Annotated in this window: 12 protein-coding genes; 3 read left to right on the top strand and 9 right to left on the bottom strand. The window is 67.4% G+C overall.

Annotated elements, in window-relative coordinates:
- The first annotated feature begins 278 nt into the window (after window positions 1-278).
- From BLQ85_RS05735 to BLQ85_RS05725, 3 genes are all read left to right on the top strand, one after another.
- Complete coding sequence (locus BLQ85_RS05735) at window positions 279-4,175, top strand: DUF748 domain-containing protein (protein WP_074575380.1); 3,897 nt, start codon at window positions 279-281, stop codon at window positions 4,173-4,175.
- A gap of 185 nt (window positions 4,176-4,360) precedes the next feature.
- The gene (locus BLQ85_RS05730) at window positions 4,361-7,153 is read left to right on the top strand and encodes a DUF349 domain-containing protein (protein ID WP_074575379.1); all 2,793 of its coding nucleotides are present in this window, start codon (window positions 4,361-4,363) and stop codon (window positions 7,151-7,153) included.
- Window positions 7,150-7,827 (top strand): PAQR family membrane homeostasis protein TrhA, encoded by a 678-nt coding sequence (locus tag BLQ85_RS05725; protein ID WP_074575378.1) that lies wholly within the window; start codon window positions 7,150-7,152, stop codon window positions 7,825-7,827. The genes BLQ85_RS05730 and BLQ85_RS05725 overlap by 4 nt, the downstream gene beginning before the upstream one ends.
- A gap of 27 nt (window positions 7,828-7,854) precedes the next feature.
- Here the strand turns inward: BLQ85_RS05725 and BLQ85_RS05720 are convergent, their stop codons facing one another.
- The 9 genes from BLQ85_RS05720 to BLQ85_RS05680 form a co-directional block, all read right to left on the bottom strand.
- Window positions 7,855-9,003, bottom strand: a complete 1,149-nt coding sequence (locus tag BLQ85_RS05720) for an ankyrin repeat domain-containing protein (protein WP_074575377.1) — start codon at window positions 9,001-9,003, stop codon at window positions 7,855-7,857.
- Window positions 9,000-9,596: an RNA polymerase sigma factor gene (locus BLQ85_RS05715; protein WP_074575376.1), complete on the bottom strand. Its 597-nt coding sequence runs from the start codon at window positions 9,594-9,596 to the stop codon at window positions 9,000-9,002. Before BLQ85_RS05715 ends, BLQ85_RS05720 begins: the two co-directional genes overlap by 4 nt.
- A gap of 32 nt (window positions 9,597-9,628) precedes the next feature.
- On the bottom strand, window positions 9,629-10,519 hold the full coding sequence (locus BLQ85_RS05710; protein WP_074575375.1) for a hypothetical protein: 891 nt from the start codon (window positions 10,517-10,519) through the stop codon (window positions 9,629-9,631).
- Window positions 10,520-10,644: 125 nt separating this feature from the next.
- Window positions 10,645-11,415 carry a M90 family metallopeptidase gene (locus tag BLQ85_RS05705; protein WP_074575374.1) on the bottom strand — a complete coding sequence of 257 codons (771 nt, stop codon included), beginning with the start codon at window positions 11,413-11,415 and terminating at the stop codon, window positions 10,645-10,647.
- Between the two features lie 49 nt (window positions 11,416-11,464).
- Window positions 11,465-12,268, bottom strand: coding sequence for a UDP-2,3-diacylglucosamine diphosphatase (locus BLQ85_RS05700; RefSeq protein WP_074575373.1), 804 nt, complete (start codon window positions 12,266-12,268; stop codon window positions 11,465-11,467).
- A 17-nt stretch (window positions 12,269-12,285) separates the two neighbouring features.
- Window positions 12,286-12,795: a peptidylprolyl isomerase gene (locus BLQ85_RS05695; RefSeq protein WP_007873399.1), complete on the bottom strand. Its 510-nt coding sequence runs from the start codon at window positions 12,793-12,795 to the stop codon at window positions 12,286-12,288.
- Between the two features lie 26 nt (window positions 12,796-12,821).
- Complete coding sequence (locus tag BLQ85_RS05690; RefSeq protein ID WP_074575372.1) at window positions 12,822-13,532, bottom strand: peptidylprolyl isomerase; 711 nt, start codon at window positions 13,530-13,532, stop codon at window positions 12,822-12,824.
- Window positions 13,533-13,555: 23 nt separating this feature from the next.
- Window positions 13,556-14,797 carry a L,D-transpeptidase family protein gene (locus BLQ85_RS05685; RefSeq protein ID WP_074575371.1) on the bottom strand — a complete coding sequence of 414 codons (1,242 nt, stop codon included), beginning with the start codon at window positions 14,795-14,797 and terminating at the stop codon, window positions 13,556-13,558.
- 72 nt (window positions 14,798-14,869) lie between these two features.
- Window positions 14,870-15,940: a nuclear transport factor 2 family protein gene (locus BLQ85_RS05680; RefSeq protein WP_074575370.1), complete on the bottom strand. Its 1,071-nt coding sequence runs from the start codon at window positions 15,938-15,940 to the stop codon at window positions 14,870-14,872.
- Window positions 15,941-16,121: the final 181 nt, after the last annotated feature.

Genomic DNA, 16,121 nt, shown 5'->3' with positions numbered 1-16,121 from the left:
GATGGTCTTGCCTGCACGGTGCGGGAGGTTTAACCTGCAGTTGCCTGATTCATTTGGGCATCCAACCGGGTAACCAACCCCGGAAAAACTGGAAGCAATCACTTGCTTTCATCGCACTGGGGACGATTCATCTCTCCTTTGCGAAACCCGACGGCATGAGCATAAACGCCCGCCGTCAACCCCGGTCGGCTCAGCTGCCCGGGGTTTTTCTTTTGGGTGACCGTCTTTTTCAAATAAGTCATTGACCGATTGGCGCCAGCGTTAAAAACTCGACGCCTATGGCAATCAATGATCTGAAGAATAAATGGCGCGACATCGAATGGCGAAACACCGCAAAAACCCTGCCGGCACGGGCCGCCGACGTGGCCCGCTCGCCCATATGGCGGCGCCGCGCCGCCTGGGCATTGGGCGTGCTGCTGCTGGTCTGGGCGCTGGCCTATGCGGCCGTGCCGTCCATCCTGAAATCGCAACTCGAAAAAATCGCCTCTGAAAAACTGGGCCGGCAAGTCACCGTGGGCGCGGTCGACTTCAAGCCCTGGTCGCTGGAACTCACGCTGCGCGACCTGGCCATCGCCAAGGCCGGGGCCGCCGGCGCTCCCCAGGCGGCCCCCCAACTGGCCATCAAGCGCATATATATAGATGCGGAACTGGAATCCCTGCTGCGGCTGGCGCCGGTGGCCGACGCCGTGCAGGTCGATGAACCCGTGGCCTTTCTGGCCCACCAAGGCGAAGGCCGCTACGACATCGACGACATCCTGGAGCGCCTGAAGACCCCGGCGGACCCGCCGGCCGGCGATCCGCCGCGCTTTGCGGTCTACAACATCGTGGTGAGCGGCGGGCGCCTGGACTTTGCCGACCAGTCCGCCGGCAAGACCCACGAGCTGAGGGAGCTGAACCTCTCCGTGCCCTTCCTGAGCAACCTCAAGTCCCAGCGAGAGATCAAAACCTCCCCGCACCTGGCTTTCAAGCTCAACGGCAGCAGCTTTGACACCGCCGCCGAAGGCACACCTTTTGCCCAGACCCATAAAACCGACGCCACCTTCACGCTGCGCGGTTTTGACCTGAACCCCTATCTGGCCTACTGGCCGGCGAGCCTGCCCTACAAACTGCAAAGTGCCGTGCTGCATGCCGACGCCAAAGTGGCGTTTGAGCAGGCGCCGGCCACGCAGGTGCGGATCTCCGGCACGGTGACGGCGGAAAAAGTGCGCGTGCAGGCGTCGGGCCAGGCGCCCGCGGCCCGCCCCGACATGCTCGCGTTTGAGCGGCTGCAGGTGTATATGGCCGACGTGCGCCCGCTGGAGCAGTTCGTCAAGCTCGCGTCGGTCGAGTTGAGCGCGCCCGCGCTGTCCGTGGTCCGCGACCGGTCGGGGCGGCTCAACCTGTTGCCGCCGGCTGCCACGCCTGCTACAAAAAGTGAAGCAAGCACGCCCGATGGCGCAAAGCCCACCGCGCCGGTCAAGGCGGCGGCGACGACACCCTGGAAAGTGCAGGTGGCCCGTGTGGCCGTGCGCGCGGGCAGCGTGAACTGGCTGGACGAAACCCTGGCTTCGCCCGCCGACATCCGCTTGACCGGCCTGGCGCTCAATGCCACGGCCATCGCCATGCCTTTTTCGGCCGGCGCGCCGCTGCAATTCGACGGCTCGGTAGGCCTTGAGCCGCCGCCCGCTTTGGTGCCCCCGCCCGTCAAGGCTGGCGCAAAGGCCGGCGCCAAACCAGCCGCGCCGCAAACCCCTGTCACCCCGGCACTGCTGACCTTCCAGGGCAGCGCCACCGACCAGGCTGCCCAGCTGACGGCCAAGCTGGCCGCCTGGCCGCTGGGCATGGCAGCCAAATACGTGGGCCAGTTCCTGCTCCCGGCGCTGGGCGGCCAGCTCGACGCCGAACTGGGCGTGAACTGGCAGGCGGCCAGCGGCGACAAGCCGCAAGTGCTGCATCTCAGCGCGCCGCAGCTCGCGCTCAGCGAGGTGCAGCTGGCCCAGGGCAAGGTGTCGCTGGTGTCGGTCAAGCGCGTGGACCTGGCGCAGGTGGACATTGACGTGGCCGGCCAGAACTTCAAGGCCGCCAAACTGTTGCTGACCCAGCCCAAGGCCCTGGTGGAGCGGGGCAGCGACAAGCGCTGGATGTATGAGCGCTGGATGGTGAACCCCGGCGCGGCAAGGCCTGCGCCCCCGCCCACCGATGCCGCCACGCGGGCCGGCGCGCCCAGCTGGGCCGTGGCCATCAACGACGTGCAGCTTGAAGGCGGCGCCATGTCGTTTTCCGACAAGGCCGGCGCCAAGCCGGTGGCGTTTGAAGTGACCGCGGCCAAGGCCCAGCTGGGCGGGCTGCTGCTTGACGACAGGCCCGCGTCCCGGGCCCAGGCCGCCAAGCCCATGCCGCTGACCGCCTCCCTGCGCCTGGCCTCCGGCCGTTTCGAGCCCGGCAAGGTGGACTTCAACGGCAGCCTGGGCCTGGCGCCGCTCCAGGCCCAGGGCCGGCTGCTGGTCGACCGGCTGCCGGTACAGGCCTTTGAGCCTTACGTTGCCGACATCCTCAATATCGAACTGCTGCGCGCCGATGCCAGCTTCAAGGGCCGGGTGGCCTATCGTCAGACGCCGGGCGGGCCCCAGGCCCAGGTGACGGGGGATGTGTCGCTGGAAGAGCTGCGCGCCAACACGCTGGCCCCCAGCGAAGACCTGCTGGCCTGGAAAGCGCTGAACCTGCGCGGCTTTCATGTGGCGCTGGAGCCGGCCAAGGCCACCCGCGTGGAGGTCAAGGAGACCGTGCTGACCGACTTTTTCGCGCGTGTGATCGTCATGCCCGACGGCCGCATCAACCTGCAGGACCTCGTCAAATCCGGGGAGCCGGCGGGAGCCGCGGAGACCACCGCCGCAGCCGCCGCGGCGGCATCCGCGCCCGCGGCCCCGCCTAAAACGGCGGTTGTCGATGCAAAAAGTGCTCAGGCCGCAGCGGGCCCGCCGCCCATCGTGAGCTTCGGCCCCATCAGCCTGATCAACGGCAAGGTGCTGTTTTCCGACCGCTTCGTCAAGCCGAACTACTCGGCCGACCTCAGCGACCTGACCGGCAAGCTCAGCGCCTTTTCGTCAGTGGCGCCCGCGCCCGCGGGCGGCGCGGCGGCCGCCCCCAATATGGCCGACCTGGAACTGCGCGGGCGGGCCGAGGGCACGGCCTCGCTTGAAATCCTGGGCAAACTCAACCCCCTGGCCAAGCCGCTGGCGCTGGACATCAAGGGCAAGGTGCGCGACCTGGAACTGCCGCCGCTGTCGCCGTACTCCGTCAAGTACTCGGGTTACGGCATCAACCGCGGCAAACTCAGCGTCGACGTGAGCTACCTGGTGCAGCCCGACGGCAAACTCACCGCCACCAACAAGGTGATCCTGAACCAGCTCAGCTTCGGCGAAAAGGTGCCCGGCTCCACGGCCAGCCTGCCGGTCAAGCTCGCCGTCGCGCTGCTGGCCGACCGCAACGGCGTGATCGACATCGACCTGCCCATCAGTGGCTCGCTCAACGACCCGCAGTTCAGCCTGGGCCCCATCATCGTCAAGGTCATCGTCAACGTGATCGTCAAGGCCATCACCGCGCCTTTCAGCCTGCTGGCCAACGCCTTCGGCGGCGGCGGCGAGGAGCTCAGCACCGTGGGCTTCGCGCCCGGCAGCGCCGAGCTGCGCCCCGAAGCCAAGGCCGGGCTGGACAAGGTGGCCAAGGCCCTGGCCGACAGGCCTTCGCTGCAGCTCACCGTGGTGGGCACCAGCAGCGTGGAGGCTGAGCGCGAGGGCTTCAAGCGCGAGCGGCTGGACGCGCTGGTGCGCGCCGAAAAACGCCGCATCACCGTGAAGGAGGGCGGCACCACCTCGGCCGCCGTCAGCATCAGCCCGGCCGAATACCCGGAGCTGCTCAAGGAGGTCTATAAACGCGCCGACATGCCCAAGCCGCGCAACCTGATAGGCCTGGCCAAGGACCTGCCCGTGCCCGAGATGGAAAAGCTGCTGCTGGCCGACATCAAGGTCAATGACGACGCCATGCGCGAACTCGCCGTGCAGCGCGGCGTGGCGGTCAAAGACTACCTCGCCTCGCGCGATCTGCCGCCCGAAAGACTGTTCCTGGGCGCGGCCAAAGCCGTGCCGCCCGAGGCCAAATGGACGCCCCGGGCGGAGCTGAATTTGGCGATGCCTTAAAAAAGGCGAAAATAGCACCAGCGCTTTATTGATAAAGCTTTTTATGGGACCAGAGCCAGTGCGCGCAACGCGGGTTGCGCGGCGCGGCCTCCCATCCATTCCAATACCTGCTGCCGCTGCGCAAGAATCCCCTGACGAGGGAGCCTTGCGGTCGGCGGCAACTATTTTTTTGACCTTGCGTTCCCATGTTTAAATCTTCAAAACCCGACACTCCCGCCGTGAAAACGCCATCCCCCAAGCAGGCCGAAGCCCATCCGCTGGACGGCCTGACCGGCGGCGCGTTTTCCGCGCCCACCTCCGGCGAGCGCGCCTCGCGCATCCGCAGCTGGCTGGCCACCGAGCCCACGGCCGAGCAGATGGCCGAGGTCTACAAGGACCTGTCCAACCGTGACAAGGGCGCGGCCAAGCCACTGAAGGAAAAGCTCGACGAGATCAAACGCAGCAAGGGCCAGGAAGCCGTGGCCGCCGAGTGGGCTGAAAAAGCCCAGGCGCTGCTGGCCGTGCCCAAGCTCAACCTGGCCGACGCCCTGGCCTGGCAGCGCGACGCCGCCAAGGCCGGCGCGCCCCTGTCCAAGGAACCGCTGGCCGGCCTGAAGGCGCAGCTGGCCGAGCGCGTCAAGACCATTGAAGACCTGCAGCATCGCACCCAGGTGCAGCGCGAGGCCGCCGTGCTGATCGCGCAGCGCATCGAGGTGCTATCTATCAAGCCCTGGCGCGAAGCCGAAGGCGCGCTGGACACCTTGAAGGCCGACGTGGCGCACTGGCAGGGCCAGGCCGACGAACTCACGCACGACGCCAACTGGGCCAGCGTCGACGCCAAGTTCCCGCCGCTGCTCGACGCCTCGCGCGGCCAGCTGCTGGCCGTGTGGGAGGCCTTCCAGGGCGCGCTGGCCCAGGCCGTCAAGGCCGCCGAGGACACGGCCGCGCCCTTGCCGGCGGTGCCCGTGTGGGCCGACGAACTGCGCGCCGCCCGCGGCCAGGCTCCCGCCGAGGGCGAGCAGCCCGCGCGCGCGCCCAAGGCCAAGATCGATCCGGCCGTGCTCAAGGAGATGCGCGAAAAGTCCTCGGCCGTCGTGCAGGCCGCGCTCGCCAAGCTCGAGCATGAGGTCACCGAAGGCCACGGCAAGTCCACACCCAAGGTCGCGGCCGAGCTGCGCCAGGCGCTCAAGGAACACATCCGCAACATCGACAGCAAGCTCGAAGCCGCCGCGCACGCCGCGCTCACCGCGGCTGGCGAACTCGAAGGCTGGCAGCGCTGGCGCGCCGACCAGATTCGCGAAGAACTGGTCGTGAAGGCTGAAGCGCTGGTGGCCAAGCCGCTGGGCGGGCGCAAGCAGCAGGAAGCCCTGCGCGCCATGCGCGAGCAGTGGAAGACCAGCGACCAGGGCGGCACGCCCAACCACGCGCTGTGGAAGCGCTTTGATGACGCCTGCAACGAAGCCCACAAGGTCGTCGAAGCCTGGCTCGAGAAGGTCAAGGAGCAAAACGAAACCGTCAAGGCCGAGCGCAAGCTGCTGATCGACGAAGTCCTCGCCTGGGCTGAAGCCAACAAGGGCAATACCGACTGGAAGCACCACATCCGCAGCCTCAACGGCTTTGTCGAGAAATGGCGCGAAGCCGGCCACCTGGGCGAAAAAGCGTTTGCCGAAATCCAGCCCGTGTGGAAGGCCGCCATGGATACGGCCGACGCCGCGCTGACCGCCGCACGCAGCGAAAGCATTGCGCGCCGCAAGGCCATGATTGAAGAAGCCGGCGTGCTGGGCGCCGAGCCGCAGCTGCGCATAGACGCCGTCAAGTCGCTGCAGCAGCGCTGGCAGCATGAGGCGCAGGCCGTGCCCATAGAGCGCAAGCAGGAACAAAAAATGTGGGACGCTTTCCGCAAGCCCATAGACGACGCTTTCCAGCGCAAGACCGCCGAGCGCGAAAAAGCCGCCGCAGCCCTGGGCGAATACGACCGCATGGTGCTGGAAGCCTCCAAAGCCGTGGAAGCCGCTACCGCCAGCGGCGACGCCCAGAAGATCCATGCCGCCGCCAAGGCGCTGGAAGCCATTGTGCGCGGCCAGGTGCCTGCGGCTGCCGCCGCAGCGCCTGCAGCCGCGCCTGCGGCCGCAACGCCTTCCGTGGAAGCCACGCTGGCCGCCGCGGGCAGCGAGCCGCCCGCTGAGGCCGCCGAGCCTGCCGCCGATGCTGAAGCCGCCGCTGCCGCTGAATTCGCCGAAGCCGGTGAGCCGGCCAGCGCGCCCGCTGAACCGCCTCCCGCACCCAAACCCGCGCCCAAGCCCATCGTGGCAAGGCGTGGCGACGACCGCCCCGGCATGAAAAAAGCCGACCCCGTGGCCGCAGGACGCGGCGGCAAGTTCGGCGACCGCAAGGATGCGCGTCCCGGCGGCAAGCCGGGCGGCCCGCGCCAGGGCACCGACAACAAATTCGAGCCCTACCGTCCCGACCGCGACGCCCGTGCGGGCCGTGACGAGCGCGGCCCGCGCGGCAGCGAGCGCCCGGCCTTTGAAGAGCGCGGCCCGCGCCTGGGCGACGCTGCTTTCCGCGCCCAGCGCGAAGCCTTTGAAGCGGCCAACCAGGCCCTGAAAAAGCTCGCCGTGCAGGCGCACGGCGAGGTGCTCACGCACCTGCTCAGCGCCTGGGAAAAACGCGATCCGGCGCAACTGCCCAGTGCGCAAGAGCTTGGCAAGGCCGTGCCGGCCACAGTGCGCAACCGCTGGGTGCAGGCCGTCAGCACACCTTCGGGCAAGGATGCTTCCGAAGCGCTGCTGCGCCTGGAAATCGCCGCCGACCTGCCCACGCCGGCCGAGCACATCAGCGCGCGCCGCATGCTGCAGCTGCAGCTGCTGACCAAACGCAATGCGCCCGCGCCGGCCGAAACCTGGGGCGAAGACACGGCCCAGGTGCTGGCGGCCGACTTTGACGCCGGCAATGCGCGGCGCGTGCAGAACGTGCTCAAGGCCCTGCTCAAACGATGAGCACTGCTGCCGCTGCTGTGGCCTTGCCCCAGGAGCGGCAACAGACGCTGGGCGAGGAAATCGCCAACAGCGTGAGCCACGGCGTGGCACTGCTTGCCGCGATGGCGGCCGTGCCTTTCCTGGTCATGGGCAGCATGCGCCAGGGCGATGCCATCGATATCGCGGGCGCCTCGGTGTTCGCCGCGAGCATGGTGCTGCTGTACTTCACCTCCATGCTGTACCACGCGCTGCCGGCGGTGCGCGCCGCGCGCGCCAAAAGCGTGTTCCAGGTCCTGGACCACGGCGCGATTTTTCTGCTGATCGCGGGAACCTACACACCCTTCACCCTGGGCGTGTTGCGTGGGCCCTGGGGCTGGACGCTGTTCGGCCTGGTCTGGGCCATGGCGCTGGCCGGCGTGGCGGTCAAAGCCGTTGCGGGCATACGCTACCCGCGTGTGTCCACGGCGCTGTATCTCGCGATGGGATGGATTGCCGTGATCGCCGTCAAACCCATGCTGGAGCTCATTCCCGGTTGGGGCTTGTTCTGGCTTGTGGCCGGCGGGCTTTTCTATACCCTGGGCGTGGGCTTTTTCGCCACCGATTCCAGGCTGCGCTACGGGCACTTTATCTGGCACCTGTTTGTGGCGGCGGGCACCGCCTGCCACTGCGTGGCCGTGCTGTATTACGCAAGCTGAAGCGCGGCACCCATCACGCCGCCCCGCTCAGCGGGCCGCTTCAATCAGGTGGGCAATCCCGTCATAACCGAGCCGCCGCGCGTGTTGCGGCGCGTTCAGGCCGTCGTGGTCTATCAGGGCTGTGTTCGCGCCCGCCGCCAGCAGGTGCTGGACCACGGCCGTGTGTCCCTGCATGGCGGCCAGTATCAGGGGCGTGCGGCCCGCCGCATCGGCCGCATTGAGGGCCGCGCCTTGCTGGAGCAGACGCTCCACCTGCGGCAGGTCGCCCGCGCGCGCCGCGTTCTGCAGTGCGCCTGCCAGTCTGGGTGTGCCGGGCGCTTCTGTGCGCGGTGAGGGCGCTGGCACACTGAGTTTTTCCCGTCGCTGCTCCGGTGCTGCGGCCGCGGCTGGCGCAGCGGCCCGTGCCGCCGGCGCCGCCATGGCGGGAGCTGCTGCAACCGCCGCGGCCGGTGCGGTCGGTGCGGCGTCCCGCATGGAAGAGGACGCCTGCCCGCCCGTTATCGCCTCGGCTGGGGGGGCAGGGCGTGCGAGCTGCGAGCTTTCTTTGGCGGCGGCAACTTCCGGCGCGGGCGGCGGTGGAGCCGCCGGGGCTGGCGAAGGCGCGGGTGAAGGTGCGGGTGAAGGTGCAGGGGAAGGCACCGCACTTGCCTGGGGCGGTGGTGCGGCTTCGGTTTCGGCTTTGCGTGCCACTGAGCCTGTGACGGAGGGTTGGGGTGAAGGTTTACCGGCGGAGGGCGTTGCGGGGGCTTTTGGCGGCGGTGGCGTGCCCGTTTTGGCGCTGCGGCTGTCGGCTTGGGGTGTTTGCTGCGGTGCGGGGGCCGATCCTGCCTCAGCTGCGGGTGCGGGGGTGGGCGGCGCGCTCGCACTGGGCTGGCCAAACGCCAGGTCTTTTTCTTCGTCGGTGCCGCGGTCGTATTGCAACACCAGCAGGCCGGTCAACCCAGCCAGTGCCAGGCCGGCCAGGGCGGAGATTTTCCAGCGCGACTGGTTGGCGGCGGTCGCCGTGGGTGCTCTGTCCGCTGTCGTGGAGGCTTTGTTTGCGGCGATCACCATCTGCGCGTGGGCGCGCACCGCCTCCCGCACGTGCGCGCCGGGGCGGCGTGTGTCCTGCGCGCTGGCTTCGCGGTAGCGCTGCGTCAGCTCATCGCCGGGCGGGCTGCGGTCAGGCTCTGTCATGCAAACTCCTGTAGCTGCTGGCGCAGGCTGTTTCGCGCATAGCGCAAACGGCTTTTGGCGGTCTCGAAATTCACGCCGGTCGCGGCGGCGATCTCATCCACGCTGAGGCCGGCTTCGGCCTGCAGCAAAAAGGCTTCGCGCTGCTCGCGCGGCAGGCGCTCGACCGCGGCGATCAGCGCCGCCGCCTGCTCGCTGGACTCGAGCCGGCGCAGCGGCCCGAAGCCGGAATCGGCGGCCAGTGTGTCGCCGATTCCCGGGCTGTCCTCGTCGTCGCTCGCGTCAATGCTCACGTGATGGCGCGCGCTGCGAAAGTGGTCAACGAGCCGGTTGTGCGCCATGGTGAAGAGCCAGGTCTTGAAGCGCGCCGACACCGTGTAGGTGGGTGCGCTGCGCGCCACGGCAAACCACACGTCCTGCAGCAGGTCGTCAGCCACCGCCTGCACTCGCACGCTGCGAAACACATAACGCCATACACCGAGTTCGTGGCGCGCATAGAGCGTGTCGAAAGCCGCGATGTCGCCGGCCGCATAGCGCAGCATCAGCGATTCGTCGCTGTCTTCGGCTGCGTTGTCTGGCGTTGGGGCGCTGGGCATGCGCCAGATTATCACGGCGCAGATGCACGCTTTCAGTATCGACGCAGAGGAGGGTCAGGGACATAGGAGGTAATACCTGATTGCGGGAAGGGATCCGGGACAGGGTGGTGCGCCACGGGTTCGCGGATCACGCCATTCGCAACCAGGTTCTCGCGGCTGTCGTAGCGGATGCGTATCACCTCATTGGGCTGGCTTTGCAGGCGCGCGAAGCTGGTGTGCGAGACCAGCGAGCTTTCGCGGGCACCGTGGCCCGTGCCCAATTTGGGAGCCGGCAAGGGGGCGGCCTGCGGCTTTCTGAGCAGGCCTTCCGCGGAGGCTGATGCCTCCGCGCCGCCGAGGATTCGGTCGGCCAGCGCGGATTTGCCGGCGGCCGGTGATTCCGCCGCGGGTGGTGCGGGGGCCGCGGGGGCGTCGGCTTCGCGCTCGCTGCGGCGGGGGCTGGAATACACGGGTGCCTGCGCCACCGGCTCGGGCGGCTGTTCGCGAAACAGCGCCACGCCGATCACACCGACATTGGCGGGCCGGCCGGTGCGGCCGGCATAAGAGTCCCCCAGCGCGGAAAACTCGAAGGCGGCGACTTCGCTGCTGCTTTTGCGCCAGCCCGTCACCTGGTACTGCTGCCAGGATGAAAACACATAGCCGGTCTGGTCCCAGGCGGCGGTTTCACCGCTCAGCACATTGACGCCATCGACGGCGGTCACGGCCAGCAGCCGCTCGCCGAGCTTGTTGCGCACGGCGATCGCGTATTTGGCGCCGTACTGGCCGGCCACCCAGTATTCGCCGCGGTGGTAGTACAGCGGCAGTGTGGCGCCGGTATTGCGGTCCACCACGGTGATGTCGGCCAGGCGGCCTATGGCGTGGGCCGGCAGGGTCCAGGCGGACAGGGCCAGCAGGAGGGAGGCGGGGAGGATGTGGTGTTTCATGGGGGCTCCAGAAAGAGGGTGGAGCTCCCTGAAACGGGGCAGGCGGGGAAAAGGGGTTAAAGGGGTTAAACGCGGCGCTTAATCCCCCGGCTGCGGAGGTTTGAGGCCACCCGCGGCCCTCCCGCTTATTTGGCGGGAATGAAGAATTTGTCGAACAGCACCGTCAGCGCCGGGAATTCCCGGGTGAAACGTTCGCGGTTGACGAAGTAGGCCTCGCAGGCCACGGCGAAAAACTCGGCCGGCGAGTTTGCGCCATAGTCGTCCAGCCAGGGCGGCTCGGCGCCGAAGCGTTTGGCCATGGCGACTTTTTCGCAAAATTCATCAAAGGCCGGCTGCATCACCGAGTGCCACCCGCTCATGGCGCTGCGGGTGGGCATGGGCGGACAGCCGTCGGCCGCGCCGTCGCGCATGTCCATCTTGTGGACGAATTCGTGGATCACGACGTTGTGCCCATGTTCGGCCGCGCTGCCCGCAGCGGCCACGTCCTGCCAGCTCAGGGTGACGGGTCCGCCGTCCATGGCTTCGCCCAGCAACTCTTCGTTGTAGCGGTGCACCACGCCGGCCTGGTCGGTGACTTCGCGGCGCGCCAGCATGGCGCCGGGATGCACCACGATGCCCTTGAAGTCGTCATACCAGCGCAGGCCCAGGTGCAGCACGGGCAGGCAGGCCTGCGCGGCGATCGCGACGGCCATTTCGTCGGTGACTTGCAGCCCCTGCGCGCCGGTGAACTCCTTTTGCTTGAGGAATTTCCCGGCCAGCTCGTGCAACTGCTGCAGTTCGGCCACCGGACGGCGGGCCAGGAAGGGAAACTGCAGCAGGGTGTCCATCCACAGGGTGTCGGGAATGGTCTTGGTGGGGGCGCTCTGGCGCCCCAGCGTTCTTAACCAGTTCAGCATGGGGAGGGTGTCTTGGTCGTAGGCAAGGCTTAAAGATTGGAAAAGAGGGTCAGCACAGGGCGATGCGCTGCAGGCCGCCGGCGGACAGGCGCAGCACGTCGGCACGCGGAACCGCAGCGGCCAGGTCCCAGTCGCTGAGCACCACCCGCGCCAGGCCCTCGCCCAGGTCGTGCATGGCGGGCTTGTGGGTGTGGCCGTGGATCAGGGTGGGGGCCTTTGCCGCGCGCAGCCATTGGCGCGCGGCTTCGGCATCGACGTCGGCATAGGATGTGCCCGAACGCTTGCGCGCCTCGCTTTGCCGGCGCAGCGCGCGCGCGATCTCCTGGCGCTCGGCCAGGGGCTTGGCCAGGAAAGTGCGCTGCCAGTCGGTGCCGCGCACCTGCCGGCGGAATTCCATGTAGTCGGTGTCGTCCAGGCACAGGGCGTCGCCGTGCGACAGCAGCCAGCGCCGGCCCGAGCCCGCGGGAAACTCCAGCACGGTCGGGTCGTGCAGCAAGGTGGTGTTGCACAGGTCCATCAGGGCCTGGCCCACCAGGAAGTCGCGGTTGCCGTGCATGAAAAAGAGCGCCAGCCGGCCGGCGGCTTCGCCCATGGCGCGCGCGCAGCGCGCATCGAAGCCGGCCGAAGGCGCGTTCAGGTCCTGGCCGACGGCATCGTCACCGACCCAGACTTCAAACAGGTCGCCCAGGATGAAGACCGCGTCGGCGGGCGTGCTTTCAAGGTAATGCCGCCAGGCTTCGAAGGTGGCCGGCTCGCCGGCCTGCAGGTGCAGGTCGGAAATGAAGTCGACCGTGCGCCAGGACGGCGGCGCCAAAAGCTCCGCGATCTCGGGGACGGCCTGGGGAGTGTTCACCGGCTGGGTGGGCGGGCTCAGTCCAGCGAGATGGCTCTCTGGATGATCACGTCTTCCATGGGCACGTCGTCGTGAAAGCCCTTGCGGCCGGTCTTGACGGCCTTGATCCTGTCGACCACGTCGGTGCCGGCGATTACCTTGCCGAACACGGCATAACCCCAGCCCGAAGCACTGGGCGCGGTGTGGTTCAGGAAGCCGTTGTCGGCTACGTTGATGAAGAACTGCGAGCTGGCCGAGTGCGGCGCGTTGGTGCGCGCCATGGCGATGGTGTAGTTGTCGTTCTTCAGGCCGTTGTTGGCTTCGTTCTCGATTTCAGCGTCGGTGGGCTTTTGTTTCATGCCGGGCTCGAAGCCGCCGCCCTGCACCATGAAGCCGGGAATCACGCGGTGAAACACGGTGTTGGCGTAGTGGCCCTTGTTGACGTAGTTCAGGAAGTTGGCGACGGTCTTGGGCGCCTTGGCGGCGTCCAGTTCCAGCGTGATGACGCCGTATTCGGCGATGTGGAGTTCGACTCTGGGCTTGCTCATGATGGTGTCCTGTAGGGGGAGGGCGGTTAATTGACGAGGGTGGCTGATTTGATGAGGACGGGTGTCTTGGGCGCGTCGCTCGGGAAGGGGCCGCCCGCGCCGGTCGGCACCAACTTGATTTTGTTGACCACGTCCATGCCGCTGACGACCTTGCCGAAGACGGTGTAGCCGTACAGTTGGGGCGCGTTGACGAGCTGCGCGCGCGGGGTGTTTTCGTAGACACGGCCCTGGTATTCGAATTTGGGCACCGGGTCGCCGGGCGGGATGATGGTGGGGTCCAGGAAATCGTTGTCCTTCACATTGATGAAGAACTGCGCCGAGGCGGAATTGGGGTCGTTGGTGCGCGCCATGGCCAGGGTGCCCACCACATTCCTCGGGCCGCCTTTGGCGAGTGCCTCACGGCCTTCGTGCGGCACGGGCGGGCGGGTTTTTTTCTCGGCGTAGGTGGCGTCGTAACCTCCGCCCTGCACCATGAAGTTGCTGATCACGCGGTGAAAAATCGTGCCGTCGTAGTGTTTGTCCTTGACGTATTGCAGGAAGTTCTCGACGGTCTTGGGGGCTTTGTCGGGGTAGACCTCGACCACGAAGTCGCCCTCGCTGGTGGCGAATTTGACCTTGGGCGCGTTTTGCGCGAGCGCCGGGCCGGCCAGCAGGGTCAGGCTCGCGGCGGCGGCCAGCGCGAATGCCGCGCGGCGCAAGGGGGAATGGAGGGAATGGAGAAAAGAGGCCGCGGACATCGCCGGCCTGGGGTGAACTGCCATCAAATGGCTCCTTCGAAAAATATTTTCCACTGGCTGCCCTGGCGGACCCAGTACTGGCGCTTGGTGCGGCCGGTCTTGGCGCCCTTGACCAGTTCGCCAAAGGTTACCACCATCGTGTCGGTGCTGTCGGTCCAGCGCAGGTAAGACACGTCCTTGAGCTGGATACCGCGCCCGCCCAGCTGCTTGAGTTCGCTTTGCAGGGCCGGCGTCCATTCAGCCAGGGTCTTGCCGTAGCTTGTGAAGTCGGGGGTGTACCAGGCGGTGAGCTTGGCGATGTCGCCGCTGGACTTGGCGCTGTGCCAGCCTTGCAGCACGCTCTCAAAGGACTTGATGTCGGATGCCAGCGATTGCGGCGCCACCCATTTGAGGCTGTGCGCGATGACGACGGGCGTGCTGCGCACCTCGACGGTGCGGATGATGCGTTCCAGGTCGGGATTGGCCAGCACCACGCAGCCGTCGGTGGACAGCGGCGCCCGCGAAAACTGCGCCGGCGGCGTGCCGTGCAGCCAGATGCCGCCGCCGGTCTTGCCGCGCTTGACGTCGAGCTGGTTGGGATAGTTGATGGGCAGCGCGCCCGAGCCGTAGAAGTCGCGCAGCGATTTGCGGTCCAGGTTGCTGGTGATGAAGTACACCCCGACCGGCGTGCGCAGGTCGCCCTCGACGGATTTTTCAATGCCGGACTTGCCGACCGAGATGTAGTAGTCGGCCACCAGCTTGATGCCGGTGGGCGTGTTCTCAAACAGGTAGAGGCGCGACCTGGAGGCGTCGACGGCGATCGCATGCTTGTTGCGCGGCGACAGCGCCAGGAATTGCGAGGGCACGGTGCCCGGCGCCGGGCGTTCGCGCAGCGCGCGCAGCCTGAGCAGCGATTCCTGGCGCAACTCGGCCAGCAGCGGGGCCGCGCTCTTGTTCGCGGTGATGTCGGGCACGTCGCCGGGCGCGCGCAGCGGGCGCGTGAAGCCGGCCAGCAGGTCGCCGTAGACCAGCTGCGCGAGCTGGAAATTGGGGTGGTCCTTGACCAGGCTCTCGGCCTTGCGCAATGCCTCGCGGGGGGCGGCCTGGCCGATCAGCTTGTAGATCTCAATCAGGCGGGCTTCCGCTTCGCCGTCGCGCGGTTCGCGTTGCGGTGCCGCGGCCGGCTTGGCGGCTTGTGCGTGGGGGCGGGCTTCCGTGCGCGCGAAGGCAAGCGCCGGCACCAGGCAAGGCGCCATGAAAAAAAGGGCGGTGAGCACCTTCTTCATGCAAGTTTCCACGACAGGGTGCCGGCCGGCGAAGAAGGGCAGGGACGGGCTGGGTAAAACACGTGGGCCAGGTCAGCCGCCCGTGGATTCCTTGACGATCACCCAGCGGTCACCCACCTTGGCGAGGTCCAGGGTCTTGCGGCTGGAGATATTCAGCGAATCGGCGCTGTAGTCCTGCTTGAACCGGGCCGTGGCCTTGCTGCCCTGCACCGAAATCGACAGGTTGGAAAGTTTCACGCTGATTTTGGACTTGCCGACGATGCGCGCGCGGCGGTCTTCTTCCCAGGCCTTGCGGGCCTGTTTGCCGGGTGGCTCGAAGTTCTGGCCGTAGCTGCCGAGGTAGCCGCTCATGTCCTTGTCGGACCAGGCCTGGGCCCAGCCGCGCACGGCGGCTTCGACTTCCTTCTCGGCGCCGGTGGCGGCGACCGGGCTGGGTGCGGGGGCCGGGGCAGCGGGTGCCGGCGTCGCGGCGGGTGCTGCCGCAGGCGCGGGCGCGGGTGCGGGCTTGGCGGCCGGTGCGGGCGCTGCTGCCGGCGCGGCGGCCGTGACCTGGCCGGAAGCCTGGGCGCCGGCGGCGGGCTTGGCGGCGGCTTGCGGCTGGGCCTTGGCGTCGGCCGAGAACAGGTTGCGGATCAGGGCCAGCTTGGGCGGGACGGCCGCATTGCCGCCGTCCAGCTGCAGTGCCTTGCTGTAGGCCTGGCTGGCCAGGCGGGCATAGACGTCGCCTAGGTTTTCGTGCGCGGTGGCGTAGCTGGGGTTGGTGCGTATGGCCATTTCCAGGGCGGCGCGGGCCTTGTCGAACTGGCTCTGGCCGGCATACAGCACGGCCATGTTGTTATAGGGCTCGGGAAGCTCGGGGTAGTCTTCGGTGATCTTGGTGAAGGTGGCGATGGCCTCGTTGGCCTTGCCGGTTTCGGTCTGGATCACGCCCTTGAAGAAACGCATCTGCGGGTCGCGCGGCTTGCTGGCGAGGTATTGGTCCACTTTGGCCATGGCTTCGGCAAACTGGCCGGCGCGCATCAGGCGGCTGACATCGGCATAGTCGTCGGCATGGGCCGCGGACATGGACAGGGCGGCGGCAGCCACCAGCAGGCGCAGGACGGCTGACAGGGGTTTGCGTTTAAAAAAGTTTTGCGTGGGCATAAGAACTTCTCGCTATTGTTTTGGGTCCCCTGGGGCTGTTTGAGGGCCGTGGGTCGAAAATTGCCATAAACAGCCCGGCTTTTCAGGTGGCCAGAGGGGCCGCTGAATGTTGTCCATCGGGCTGGATATACTGGCCGATTGTAGCTGAGGGGGTATAGTCCATGGCCGCCCGGATTCCGTA

It is taken from the genome of Polaromonas sp. JS666 (assembly GCF_900103405.1).
Taxonomy (GTDB): Bacteria; Pseudomonadota; Gammaproteobacteria; order Burkholderiales; family Burkholderiaceae_C; genus Polaromonas.
Note: the sequence above shows the minus strand (reverse complement) of the source record. Positions and strands in the feature narration are given on the sequence as shown.

Bases quoted from the DNA above. Each gene is read 5' to 3' on its own strand.
- BLQ85_RS05725 (WP_074575378.1), top strand. From the start codon at position 7,150: ATGAGCACTGCTGCCGCTGCTGTGGCCTTGCCCCAGGAGCGGCAACAG.
- BLQ85_RS05705 (WP_074575374.1), bottom strand. From the start codon at position 11,415: ATGCTGAACTGGTTAAGAACGCTGGGGCGCCAGAGCGCCCCCACCAAG.
- BLQ85_RS05735 (WP_074575380.1), top strand. From the start codon at position 279: ATGGCAATCAATGATCTGAAGAATAAATGGCGCGACATCGAATGGCGA.
- BLQ85_RS05685 (WP_074575371.1), bottom strand. From the start codon at position 14,797: ATGAAGAAGGTGCTCACCGCCCTTTTTTTCATGGCGCCTTGCCTGGTG.
- BLQ85_RS05690 (WP_074575372.1), bottom strand. From the start codon at position 13,532: ATGTCCGCGGCCTCTTTTCTCCATTCCCTCCATTCCCCCTTGCGCCGC.
- BLQ85_RS05720 (WP_074575377.1), bottom strand. From the start codon at position 9,003: ATGACAGAGCCTGACCGCAGCCCGCCCGGCGATGAGCTGACGCAGCGC.
- BLQ85_RS05730 (WP_074575379.1), top strand. From the start codon at position 4,361: ATGTTTAAATCTTCAAAACCCGACACTCCCGCCGTGAAAACGCCATCC.
- BLQ85_RS05715 (WP_074575376.1), bottom strand. From the start codon at position 9,596: ATGCCCAGCGCCCCAACGCCAGACAACGCAGCCGAAGACAGCGACGAA.
- BLQ85_RS05695 (WP_007873399.1), bottom strand. From the start codon at position 12,795: ATGAGCAAGCCCAGAGTCGAACTCCACATCGCCGAATACGGCGTCATC.
- BLQ85_RS05710 (WP_074575375.1), bottom strand. From the start codon at position 10,519: ATGAAACACCACATCCTCCCCGCCTCCCTCCTGCTGGCCCTGTCCGCC.
- BLQ85_RS05680 (WP_074575370.1), bottom strand. From the start codon at position 15,940: ATGCCCACGCAAAACTTTTTTAAACGCAAACCCCTGTCAGCCGTCCTG.